The sequence below is a fragment of the Pseudomonas sp. FP2294 genome (assembly GCF_030687625.1).
GTDB lineage: Bacteria > Pseudomonadota > Gammaproteobacteria > Pseudomonadales > Pseudomonadaceae > Aquipseudomonas > Aquipseudomonas shahriarae.
In genome coordinates this window covers 2,987,564-2,999,157 of record NZ_CP117441.1, presented here as the reverse complement: position 1 = coordinate 2,999,157, position 11,594 = coordinate 2,987,564, and the positions used below count along the sequence as shown (strand labels likewise).

At 62.1% G+C, this 11,594-nt stretch carries 12 protein-coding genes; 4 read left to right on the top strand and 8 right to left on the bottom strand.

Annotation, left to right across the window (positions count from 1 at the left end; genetic code table 11):
- Window positions 1-28 precede the first annotated feature (28 nt).
- On the top strand, window positions 29-298 hold the full coding sequence (locus PSH73_RS13230) for a PepSY domain-containing protein (RefSeq protein WP_057436705.1): 270 nt from the start codon (window positions 29-31) through the stop codon (window positions 296-298).
- A 340-nt stretch (window positions 299-638) separates the two neighbouring features.
- The gene (locus tag PSH73_RS13225) at window positions 639-1,670 is read left to right on the top strand and encodes an Ldh family oxidoreductase (RefSeq protein WP_115128290.1); all 1,032 of its coding nucleotides are present in this window, start codon (window positions 639-641) and stop codon (window positions 1,668-1,670) included.
- A 39-nt stretch (window positions 1,671-1,709) separates the two neighbouring features.
- On the opposite strand, the gene PSH73_RS13220 is transcribed toward PSH73_RS13225, so the two are convergent.
- Complete coding sequence (locus tag PSH73_RS13220; RefSeq protein WP_057436701.1) at window positions 1,710-2,030, bottom strand: YqjD family protein; 321 nt, start codon at window positions 2,028-2,030, stop codon at window positions 1,710-1,712.
- Window positions 2,031-2,194: 164 nt separating this feature from the next.
- On the opposite strand from PSH73_RS13220, the gene PSH73_RS13215 reads away from it, so the two are divergent.
- Window positions 2,195-2,446, top strand: coding sequence for a hypothetical protein (locus tag PSH73_RS13215; protein WP_038441493.1), 252 nt, complete (start codon window positions 2,195-2,197; stop codon window positions 2,444-2,446).
- An 18-nt stretch (window positions 2,447-2,464) separates the two neighbouring features.
- Here PSH73_RS13215 and PSH73_RS13210 read toward each other — a convergent pair whose 3' ends face one another.
- Genes PSH73_RS13210 through PSH73_RS13200 form a run of 3 tightly spaced genes read right to left on the bottom strand, consistent with a single transcriptional unit; the run spans window position 2,465 to window position 4,922 of the window.
- Window positions 2,465-3,013, bottom strand: a complete 549-nt coding sequence (locus tag PSH73_RS13210; protein WP_115128289.1) for a GNAT family N-acetyltransferase — start codon at window positions 3,011-3,013, stop codon at window positions 2,465-2,467.
- Between the two features lie 5 nt (window positions 3,014-3,018).
- Entirely contained in the window at window positions 3,019-3,486 is a 468-nt protein-coding gene (locus PSH73_RS13205) for an LEA type 2 family protein (protein WP_115128288.1), read from the bottom strand.
- A gap of 8 nt (window positions 3,487-3,494) precedes the next feature.
- Window positions 3,495-4,922, bottom strand: a complete 1,428-nt coding sequence (locus tag PSH73_RS13200) for a nucleobase:cation symporter-2 family protein (RefSeq protein WP_057444103.1) — start codon at window positions 4,920-4,922, stop codon at window positions 3,495-3,497.
- 235 nt (window positions 4,923-5,157) lie between these two features.
- Between PSH73_RS13200 and PSH73_RS13195 the strand changes: the two genes are divergently transcribed.
- The gene (locus PSH73_RS13195) at window positions 5,158-6,783 is read left to right on the top strand and encodes a methyl-accepting chemotaxis protein (protein ID WP_057959436.1); all 1,626 of its coding nucleotides are present in this window, start codon (window positions 5,158-5,160) and stop codon (window positions 6,781-6,783) included.
- Window positions 6,784-7,516: 733 nt separating this feature from the next.
- On the opposite strand, the gene PSH73_RS13190 is transcribed toward PSH73_RS13195, so the two are convergent.
- The 4 genes from PSH73_RS13190 to PSH73_RS13175 are packed head-to-tail and all read right to left on the bottom strand — an operon-like array spanning window position 7,517 to window position 11,570.
- Window positions 7,517-8,494, bottom strand: a complete 978-nt coding sequence (locus PSH73_RS13190; protein ID WP_057959437.1) for a D-glycerate dehydrogenase — start codon at window positions 8,492-8,494, stop codon at window positions 7,517-7,519.
- The gene (locus PSH73_RS13185; protein ID WP_057959438.1) at window positions 8,494-9,792 is read right to left on the bottom strand and encodes an MFS transporter; all 1,299 of its coding nucleotides are present in this window, start codon (window positions 9,790-9,792) and stop codon (window positions 8,494-8,496) included. The genes PSH73_RS13190 and PSH73_RS13185 overlap by 1 nt, the downstream gene beginning before the upstream one ends.
- A 58-nt stretch (window positions 9,793-9,850) precedes the next feature.
- Entirely contained in the window at window positions 9,851-10,795 is a 945-nt protein-coding gene (locus PSH73_RS13180) for a sugar kinase (protein ID WP_057436679.1), read from the bottom strand.
- Window positions 10,788-11,570, bottom strand: coding sequence for a sugar phosphate isomerase/epimerase (locus PSH73_RS13175; protein WP_057959439.1), 783 nt, complete (start codon window positions 11,568-11,570; stop codon window positions 10,788-10,790). Before PSH73_RS13175 ends, PSH73_RS13180 begins: the two co-directional genes overlap by 8 nt.
- Between the last annotated feature and the right edge of the window lie 24 nt (window positions 11,571-11,594).

Sequence of the window (11,594 nt, the reverse complement as noted above, 5' to 3'; positions counted from 1 at the left end):
AAGTCATTCTCTATAACGGAGTAAGAAAATGCTGAAGAAAACCCTCACTGCCATGCTTGCCACTGCCACTTTGCTCGGTGCAGGCGCCGCTCTGGCCGACAAGCCGGGAGCCGGCTGGATTACCATCGAGAAAGCCATTGAAACCGCCAAGACCAAGGCCGGTTACATTGAGGTCTACCAGGCCGAAGCGGACGACAACGGTTACTGGGAAGTAAAAGGTCGCAAGGCGGACGGTGTTGTCTATGAGGTCCGCATCGACGGTGCTTCGGGCAATGTGTTGCGTGACCAGAAAGACTGACCCCCCACCGGATCAGTTCATCGAATCCCTTCGATTGAAGGCGTCGGGTCCCACTGACGTCCCGGGCGACTGATCATGAGCGCCGCCGAGTCAACATTCGCTTGCCAGGCGGCGAACTCAGCACATAGACGGAACCGTCGAGCACCCGCTTGACGGTTTCCCATCGTGCCTTTACGGCCTTTTTCCCATTGTGTGCTAACGCTCTCCGGCACTGCCCGGCGTTTGTTAAATAGCGCTGAAGCCGCGTCGGTGGTTGACAGCCCACTTGTCGCGCGTTGTTAATCAACGAGCGAAATCCAGCAGGCTGTTGCCCCCTCCAATAACAATTCCGGAGCTTCAGATGTCAGCCACACCCACCACTGCCGTGACTACTTCAATTGGCTTCACTGAGCTTGTGACGCTGCTCAAGGATATTTTCAGCCGGCATGGCGCCTCGCCTGAGGTTGCCCGCGTATTGGCCGACAACTGCGCCCGCGCCGAGCGGGATGGGGCGCACAGCCACGGGGTGTTTCGCATACCGGGCTATGTCTCGACCCTGGACAGCGGCTGGGTCAACGGCCAGGCGGTGCCAGTGGTCGAGGATGTGGCCTCGGGTTTCGTGCGTGTGGACGCCGCCAATGGTTTTGCCCAGCCGGCCCTGGCCGCCGCGCGCCCGTTATTGGTGGCCAAGGCCCGCAGCGCCGGTATCGCGGTACTGGCGATCCGTAACTCCCATCACTTTGCCGCGTTATGGCCGGATGTCGAACCGTTTGCCGAAGAAGGTCTGGTGGCCCTCAGCGTGGTCAATAGCATGACTTGCGTGGTGCCACATGGCGCCGATCGCCCGCTGTTCGGCACCAACCCCATCGCGTTCGCCGCACCACGTGCCGATGGGCCGCCGATTGTGTTTGACCTGGCCACCAGCGCCATCGCCCATGGCGATGTGCAGATTGCCGCCCGTCAGGGTGAGCGTGTGCCGCCGGGCACCGGGGTCGACAGCCTGGGGCAGCCGACCCAGGACCCCAAGGCGATCCTTGAAGGCGGCGCGCTGTTGCCGTTTGGCGGGCACAAGGGGTCGGCGTTGTCGATGATGGTGGAGTTGCTGGCGGCGGCCCTGACCGGGGGGAATTTCTCGTTTGAATTCGACTGGTCGAACCACCCGGGCGCCAAGACTCCCTGGACCGGCCAGCTACTGATTGTGATCGACCCCAGTAAAACTGCGGGGCAGGACTTTGCCCAGCGCAGCCAGGAACTGGTGCGACAGATGCATGCGGCAGGGTTGCGGCGCTTGCCCGGCGACCGGCGTCATCGCACACGGGCCAAGGCAGAACGGGAGGGGATTATGCTCGGTGGGGGCGAACTGGCCCGGTTGCGCGAATTAGCGCGGGGCTGAAGGGCGGTGCGGGCTGACCCGCACCGACCCAGGCATCCATCAGTTGCGACGGCCCAGCAGCAAGCCAACCACCAGGCCGAAGCCGGCGGAAATGGCTACGGTCTGCCAAGGGTGGCCACCGATATAGGTTTCGGTGGCATCCACCACCGGCTTGCTGCGCTCACGCACGTTGGACACCGAATCCAGGGCTTGCTTGAGTTTGATCGCGACCTGCTCGCGCAGGGTTTCACCTTCTTCTCCCACCAGCGACGCGCTGCTCTTGAGCAGTTTGTCGGACTCTTCGATCAGGGCCTGGAGTTCGCTGAACGCCTGGTCCTTGATTTGCTCTTCGACAGCTTGGGCGGCGGTTTTACGGGCCATTGAGTAGCTCCTTGCGGGTAAGTGGGCAGTGAACAATGGAGTCTTGCAGCAGGCTAAAAGTTGCAGTTTTTTTTCGCCCGGCATCGGGCCGATGAAAAATCCGAATTCGGACCTTTCGACCTACAGTGTAAGATGTCACCTATTTGTGCAGCAGGTAAATCCACATGAGCTTCAATCTGGCCAACAAGCCCCTCGCCGAGCGCGCCGCGCTTGAAGATGAAAAGTCCCGTCTGTATGACCTGTGGCAAAGCAACCTGGGCAAGGCCAAGGGCGAGGGCGCACGGTTGTTTGGCGAGCGCGCCAAGCGCAAGGGTAAATGGGCCGAATGGGTGCGTTCCGAGCTGGACGGCATGTCACCGCCGGAATTTGCCAACATGGTGCGCAGTGAAGTCAATCGCCTGATGGCCGCCAAGTAAGCACGGGCTGATCGGTGCCTACAGGGGTTGTTTCAACCATTCTTCGCGGGTGATTTCCCAGATGTCCTTGGGGAACGCCCCCTCCACGAACTGCCCTTCTTCCGTGCGGATCAAGCGCATCCCGGTTTTTTCGGAAAGCCTGCGTGAGCCCAGGTTCGGCGCTGCCTTGGGCACCCGCAGCACGGGGCGCCCAAGCACCGTGAACCAATACGCGGTCACTGCCGCGCTGGCTTCGCTCATCAATCCCTGGCCCTGCCATTGCGGCGCGAGCCAGAAGCCCCGGTTGTTGTCCAGCTCATCCATCAGGCTCACATTGCCGATCAACTGCCCGGGGGCCTCGCGCAGGCGGATCGACCAATGCCACTCGCGGCCCTGGGCCATGGCAGGCAAGACCACCTGTTCCAGGTAACTGCGCGCACCATCGGCCGGGTAGGGCCAGGGCACCAGGGCATTGAGGTAGCGCACCACTTCCCAGTGGGGAAACTGCTGCTGTATGCCCTCGGCGTCGTCCAGGGTCAGCGGTTGCAGGATCAGGCGTTCGGTGTACAGGGTGGGCAAGGTGTCCATGCTATTTACCAGGTCACGGTGTTGGGCAGGTCCAGGGTGCCACGATCGACAAAGCGCATCGTGCCAAACAACCCGCCCGCCAGCTTGCCGCGCAATACATAGGGCAGGTTGTTCAAACCCTGGGTCTGGCTCAGGCCCAGGGTCTGACGCAACACCGAAAACGCTGAAACGCTGACCGGGACGGTCAGAACGGTCTCGGAAAAGCGCGGGATGGATCCCTGTTGATCACTCACCCCAGCCGCCAGCGGCCGGCCATTGACCTCCAGGTCCAGCGCCACGCCGTTGTAGTCGATCGCGGTTTCGTTGGGGTTCTGCACCCGCAACTTGACCGCGAAGCGCACTTCCAGATCCTGGCTTTGCAGCGGCTCGATTCCCACCACATTGATATGCAGCGGGTCGCGGTTGGGGAACAAAGCGCAGGCGCTCAGGCTGAGCAATATCAGAGACAGGGTCAGGCCGATCAATCTGCGCATAAGGGTTCCTATTTCGTGGGTTCCGGATCCTGCATGACCTTGAGGGTAGAGGCTTCCGGGTCAAATTCATCTTCTTCCAGCTCTATGAACTCTTCAGGCAGGAAAATGTTCAGCAGGATCGCACAGAAGGCACCGACGGTAATCGGCGACTCGAAGATGTTGTGCAAGGCCTTGGGCAGCTCGCGCAGCACTTCCGGTACTGCCGCCACGCCCAGGCCCATCCCCAGGGAAATCGCCACGATCAGCACATTGCGCCGATGCAGGCCGGCTTCGGCAAGGATCTTGATCCCGGCCACCGCCACCGTGCCGAACATGATCAGGGTCGCGCCACCCAGCACCGGCTTAGGCATCAATTGCAGCACCGCGCCAATCATCGGAAACAGACCCAGCAATACCAGCAGCCCGGCAATGAAATACGCCACATAGCGGCTGGCCACGCCGGTCAACTGGATCACCCCGTTGTTCTGGGCGAAGGTCACCATCGGCAGGCTATTGAAAGTGGCGGCCATTACCGAGTTCAGGCCATCGGCCAGCAGGCCGGACTTGATGCGCTTGATATACAGCGGGCCCTTGACCGGTTGCTGGGAAATCATCGAGTTGGCGGTCAGGTCGCCGGCTGCTTCCAGGGGGGAAATCAGGAAGATCACCGCCACCGGAATAAACGCCACCCAGTCGAACGAGAACCCGTACTTGAATGGCACTGGTACGCTGACCAGCGGCACCTGGGGCAACGCCGCCAGATCGACACGCCCCAGCCACCAGGCCACCACAAAACCCAGGGTCAGGCCGATGACAATCGAGCCCAAACGCAGGAACGGGTTATTGAAGCGGTTAAGTACCACGATAGTCAGCAACACCAGGGCCGCCAGCCCCATATTGCCGGCCGCGCCCAGGTCTGCCGCGCCATAGCCGCCGGCCATGTCGGTCACGGCGACCTTGATCAGCGATAGCCCCATCAAGGTGATGATGGTGCCGGTGACCACCGGCGTGATCAGCTTGCGCAACTTGCCGATGAACTGGCTGAGCACCACTTCGATAAATGCGGCAAAAAAGCAGATGCCAAAGATCGTTGAGAGAATTTCATCGGTACCGCCGCCCCGGGCCTTGACCATGAAGCCGGCACTGAGGATCACGCTGATAAACGAGAAGCTCGTGCCTTGCAGGCACAGCAAGCCCGAACCCACGGGGCCGAAGCGCCGCGCCTGGACAAACGTGCCCAGGCCGGAGACGAACAGCGCCATGCTGACCAGGTAGGGCACTTCGCTTTCCAGGCCCAGCACACCACCGACGATCAGGGTCGGGGTAATGATCCCGACGAAGCTGGCGAGCACGTGCTGCAGGGCGGCAAATACCGCAGCGGTGAAGTGCGGGCGGTCTTCCAGACCGTAGATCAGGTCCGATTTATAACGGGGGCGGGGGGCTTGAGCGTCAGACAAGATACGTGCTCGGGTCAGAAAATGGACGCGCAGGATGCCAGAAAGCGTCCACTGTCAAAAGTGTGAAAAAATATTTCTCCAAGCCCCGCAAAAAAACCTCAAGTCTGCCGATACCTCCTATAGGCCCACACAACCTTTATAACAGTGGCGCCGAACCGTTATCTCCGCGCGTTGACGCTGAGTGACCGTGTCGCGGCAAGGACGCTCGCAGCCATCCCTTCTTGAGAGCTTTCCTATGTCCCTCCGTAATTTGAATATCGCACCTCGGGCGTTTCTCGGTTTTGCGTTTATTGCGTTGCTTGTGATTGTTCTGGGGGTGTTTGCCGTCAACCGTATGACGCTGATTCGCCAGGCCGCGCTGGATATGGGGGCTAACCAACTGCCGAGTGTCGGTTACCTGGCCAATATGACCGAGAACGTGTTGCGCCTGCGCATTCTGTCGTTTCGGGTCCTGGTCAATCGCGAACCGGTCGCCTTGCAGGAGGCCCAGGTGCGCATCGGCGTGCTGGTCGACAAGGCGCGCCAGGCCCAGGCGGGTTATGCCGCGCTGCCGGCCGGCGCTGAAGAAGCCGCGCTGTACAAGACTTTTGCCGCCACGCTGGACAACTATCTCAAGGCCCAGGCTGAAATGCTGACGCTGTCCCAGCAGAACAAAGTCGAGGAGATGCGGGCCCTGATCAACAGCCGGATCAAAGACGGTACGGATCAGATGGGCGAGCAACTCAATAAGCTGATTGCGATCAACGCCGCCAATGCCAAACAGGCCGGGGAAGACGCCGGGCGCAGCTACAGCGATGCCATCAGCGGAATTGTCGTGGTGTCGGTGGTGGCGGCGCTGATGACCGTATTGCTTGCCTGGTTGTTGACCCGCAGCATCGTCACACCGCTGCGCAAGGCGGTGGCCGCCGCCGAAACCATCTCCAGCGGCGACCTGAGCAAGGTCATTGCGGACGACGGCCAGGATGAGCCGGCGCGCCTGATCGGTGCCCTGGCTACCATGCAGAACAACCTGCGCCAGACGATCCAGCATATTGCCGGTTCAGCCACTCAACTGGCGTCGGCGGCCGAAGAGCTGAGCGCGGTGACCGAGGAAGCCTCCAAGGGCTTGCAGCAGCAAAACAATGAAATCGACCAGGCCGCCACTGCCGTCAATGAAATGACCGCGGCCGTGGAAGAAGTCGCGCGCAATGCGGTGTCCACCTCAGAAGCCTCGACCCAGTCGAACCAGGCCGCGCGGGAAGGGCGCGATCGTGTGGTGGAAACCGTGGGCGCGATCCAGACCATGACCCAGGACGTGCAGGATACTTCGGTGCTGATCGAAGGCCTGGCGACCCAGGGCCGGGATATCGGCAAGGTGCTGGACGTGATCCGCGCGATTGCCGAGCAGACCAACTTACTGGCCCTCAATGCCGCCATCGAAGCGGCACGTGCCGGTGAGGCCGGGCGCGGGTTTGCCGTGGTGGCCGACGAAGTGCGTGCCCTGGCCCATCGTACCCAGCAGTCGACCCAGGAGATCGAGAAAATGGTGGCCGGGATCCAGAACGGCACGGGGGAAGCGGTGCAGTCCATGCAGCAGAGCAACCAGCGCACCCAAAGCACCCTGGAAATGGCCCGCGCCGCCGGCGTGGCACTGGAGCAGATCACCCAGTCCATCAGCCTGATCAACGAGCGCAACCTGGTGATTGCCAGCGCGTCCGAAGAGCAGGCCCAAGTGTCCCGCGAAGTGGACCGTAACCTGGTGAATATCCGCGACCTGGCGACGCAGTCGGCGGCCGGAGCCAACCAGACCAGCGCCGCCAGTCATGAACTGTCGCGCCTGGCGGTGGATTTGAATGCGATGGTGGCGCGGTTTGTGATCTAAGCAGGGAGGACTTGGGTGGCTGGCATACCGCTATCGCAGGCAAGCCAGCTCCCACATTTGATTGATGGTGTGGCCCAGACTTCTGCCCCGCCGAACATCCCTGTGGGAGCGGGCTTGCCCGCGATAGCGGTGGTCCAGTCACTGTTTTCGGTGGCCGACACACGGACATTGGGTCGGGCTGTCAGGCTCCCACATTTGATTGATGGTGTGGCCCAGACTTCTGCCCCGCCGAACATCCCTGTGGGAGTGGGCTTGCCCGCGATAGCGGTGGTCCAGTCACTGTTTTCGGTGGCCGACACACGGACATTCGGTCGGGCTGTCAGGCTCCCACATTTGATTGATGGTGTGGCCCAGACTTCTGCCCCGACGAACATCCCAGTGGGAGCGGGCTTGCCCGCGATAGCGGTGGTCCGGTCACTGTTTTCGGTGGCCGACACACGGGCATTGGATCGGGCTGTCAGGCTCCCACATTTGATTGATGGTGTGGCCCAGACTTCTGCCCCGCCGAACATCCCTGTGGGAGTGGGCTTGCCCGCGATAGCGGTGGTCCAGTCACTGTTTTCGGTGGCCGACACACGGACATTGGATCGGGCTGTCAGGCTCCCACATTTGATTGATGGTGTGGCCCAGACTTCTGCCCCGCCGAACATCCCTGTGGGAGCGGGCTTGCCCGCGATAGCGGTGGTCCGGTCACTGTTTTCGGTGGCTGACACACGGGCATTGGGTCGGGCTGTCAGGCTTTCCATACGCTGGAATTGACCAGGTTTTTCGGCCGCTCGCCCGCCAACGCCGCCAGCAGATTATCCACCGCACACCGCGCCATCGCTTCACGGGTCTCGTGGGTGGCCGAGCCGATATGCGGTGTCGCCACCACGTTGTTCAAACGCAGCAACGGCGAGTCGTGGTTCAACGGCTCACGCTCAAACACATCCAGCCCCGCCGCGCGGATCGTGCGCTGTTGCAGGGCTTCGATCAGTGCCGCCTCATCTACTACCTTGCCCCGGGAGATATTGATGAAAATCGTCTCCGGGCCCATCTGGGCGAATTCCTTGGCGCCAATCAACCCCTGAGTCTGTGCAGTCAACGGCAACGTCAGGCAAACAAAGTCAGCGTGTTGCAGCAACTCCGGCAAGCTGCAGTACCGCGCGCCGAAACGCTGCTCCACCAAAGGTTTGGGCGAATGGCTGTGGTAAATCACCGGCATGCCAAAGCCAAAGTGCCCACGCTGGGCCAGGGCTTCACCAATGCGCCCCATGCCAATGATACCCAGGGTCTTGCCGTGCACATCGCTGCCAAAGTGCAGGGGGCCGATGTTCTGGTTCCAGTTGCCGGCGCGCACCAGATTGGCCAGCTCCACTACGCGTCGGGCGGTGGCGAGGATCAGTGCAAAGCCGGTATCGGCCGTGGTTTCGGTGAGTACATCCGGGGTGTTGCTGAGCAAAATGCCGCGTTGGGTCAGGTAGTCGATGTCGTAGTTATCGACGCCCACCGAAACACTGGCCACGGCTTCCAGGCGCGGCGCCAGGTCCAGCAGTTGCGCATCCAGGCGCAAGCTGGCCCCCAGCAGGCCGTGGGCACTGGGCAGTGCCTCACGCAGTTGCGCCAGGCCCGCGGGGTCGAGGGATTCGATCAAGGTCACCTGGGCCGCTTCATGCAAACGGGCCATCAACGGTGCGGACAGTTTCTTGTACAGCACGACATGCTTTTTCATCAGGTTCTTACCTTCAAATCCAGGGAGTGCAACGGTGCTGCCGGGGACGGCTCCCGGGCACCGGTCTTGAGGAAAATCGTCAGCACCACCGACAGCAGCAACGCGCCGCTCATCAGCAGGTACGACGCACCGGGCGAGCCGGTGCTGCTATTGAGGTAGCCCACCAGGTAGGAGCCGCCAAACGAACCGAGGGCGCCCATGCTGTTGATCAAGGCCATGGCGCCGCCGGCGACGTTGGCCGGGAGGATTTCCGGGACGATGGCAAAAAACGGCCCGTAGGGCGCATACATGCAGGCGCCGGCGATCACCAGCAGGGTGTAGGACCACCAGAAATGCTCGGCCCCCAACAAGTAGGAACCATAAAACGCCACGGAGGCGATCAGCAGCGGTGGCCATACAAAGCGCTTACGCTTTTGCAGCTTGTCCGAGCCCCAGGACACCACCAGCATGCCGATCACCGCCGCCAGGTAGGGCAGCGCCGACAACCAGCCGGCTTCGACCATGTCCATTTTCAGGCCGGCCTTGAGGATTGACGGCAGCCACAGCACAAAGCCGTAGACGCCGATGCTCCAGCAAAAGAATTGCAGCGCGAGGATGATCACCTTGGGCGAACGGAAGGCTTCGGCATAGTTCTTCACAGCCTTGAGCCCGACCTGTTCGGCGGCCAGGGCGGTTTCCAGGTCGTGTTTCTCGCCAGCGCTCAGCCACTTGGCATCGGCTGGGCGCTCATCGGCCAGGCGCCACCAGATAAAGGCCCAGAACACCGCCGGCAGGCCTTCGATGATAAACATCCAGCGCCAGCTGTAATGCTGTACCAGGTAGCCGGATACCACCGACATCCACAGCATGGTCACCGGGTTGCCGAGGATCAGGAAGGTGTTGGCCCGCGAGCGTTCGGCACGGGTAAACCAGTGGCACAGGTACACCAGCATCGCCGGCATCACGGCGGCCTCGACCACCCCGAGCATAAAGCGGATGGCGATCAACATATAGGCGTTGGACACCACGCCGGTGAGGGTCGCCAGGCCGCCCCAGAGGATCAGGCTGACGAAAATCAGTTTCTTCACGCTACGCCGCTGGGCATAGATCGCCCCCGGTACCTGGAAGAAAAAGTAGCCGAGGAAGAACAGCGCACCGAGCAGCGAGGACATGCCCGGGGTGATCATCAGGTCTTCGGCCATCCCGGAGGCGGCGGCGAAGCCGTAGTTGGCACGGTCCAGGTACGCCAGGCTGTAGGTGATAAACACGATGGGCATGATGTACCACCAACGGCGGGTGGCGAGTTTCAGGTTGTTCATGGGGTTGCTCCTGAGCTTGTTGTAGTTGTGGCAACAGGTAACGGGTTGTCGGTCCGGGTCAGCCGGCTTTTTGCCAGGCGGGCAGGTCGGCGCGCAGGGGCAGGCCTTCCATATCGCCGCGACTCTGTACTGCGCGGCTGCCGATCCAGTTGGCGCGCTGTACCGCCTGGGCCAGGCTGAGGTTTTCCAGGAGGGCGCTGATCAGGCCCACGGCAAAGCCGTCGCCGGCCCCCACCGTGTCCACCACCTTGGCCACCGGCACGGCGGCGACAAAGCCCTGGTCCAGTTGGCTGCGGTAGTAGGCACCGTGGGGGCCGAGCTTGATGGCTACGGCTTCCACGCCCAGGTCGAGGTAGAAGGCGGCAATATCCCCGGGATCTTCGAAACCGGTCAGCAGCCGACCTTCACTCAGGCCCGGCAATACCCAATGCGCCAGGCCGGCCAGGGCGTTGACTTCGCGGATCATTTTTTGCTCGCTGGGCCATAGCGAAGGGCGCAGGTTCGGGTCAAAGGACACACTGCGGCCGGCCGCGCGCATCTGGCTCATCAACTCGCGCGACAGTTCGGCGGTGGCGTCCGACAGCGCCGGCGGAATCCCGGTGGCGTGCAGATGGCGCGCCGTTAGCAATTCTGGAGTGATTGCGGCGCTGGACAAGTGACTGGCCGCCGAGCCACGCCGGAAATACTCGACCTGGGGATCGTCGCCGCTCTCTTCCCGGGACTTGAGCTGAAAGCCGGTGGGGTGCGCGGGATCCACCGCCACATGCCGGCAATCCAGGCCTTCACGCTCCAGGGCCGCGACCACAAACCGCCCCAATGAGTCATGACCGACCCGGCTCAGCCAGGCGACGTTGAAGCCCAGGCGTGACAACCCGATCGCCACGTTACTGTCGGCCCCGGCGATGCGCTTTTCGAAGTGGCCGACCTGGGCCAGGTCGCCGGTTTGCTCGGCGACAAACATCGCCATGGTTTCGCCGAACGAGAGGATATCGATCTCAGACATGGGCATTCTCCACACGCGGTTGGCCAAGGTGGGCGAGGGCGGTGACCTGCTCGGCGGTGACCGCCACCAAGTCGTCGCCTTGCAGCGGGAATTCCACCGCGCGGCTGATACCTTGGGGCATCAACTGCAGCAATTGTTCCCATAGATGCAGGTCGGCGCTGCCGGGCGGCAGGGCTACCAACTTGCCGTCGGCGCGGCGGGCCACGGCCTTGCAATGCAGGTAATCCACATGCCGGCCCAGCAAGCGAGCGGCGGTACGTGCGGACTGGTCTTGCCAGTGCCAGTTGCCGATATCGAAGGTCATTTTCACCGGCACCGCCAGGCGCTCGGCTTCATCGAAGAAGCGTTGCATCGGCTCGATGCGCCCGCCGTGCAGGGTCTGGTCGTTTTCCACCAACAAGCGCACCGGGTGGCGGTTGAGCAGGGCGCTGAGGCTGTGCAGGTCGTTGGTGTCGGTGAAGTAACCCAGCGAAACCTTCAACCAGCGCGCACCGAACGCCTGGGCCCGGTCGAGGGTGGCGGCCAGCTCCGAATTGGCTTGGGCACGCCCGGCGACCCACAGCTCCAGGGGCGACGAAAACACACACTCCAGATCTTGCGCGGCGGCGGCCTGGGCCAGTTCGCCGGGTTGTTCGCTGGTCAGCAGTTCTTCACGCCATTCAATACGCCTGGCCCCGGCAGCGGCCAGCAGCTCGACGAAACTCAACTGGCCGCGCTGGCGAACCAGGTCGGCGCCGTAGCTGGAAAGGCTGATGGAAACGGGATATCTATGCATTTTTATTGATCTCTGAAACCGGTT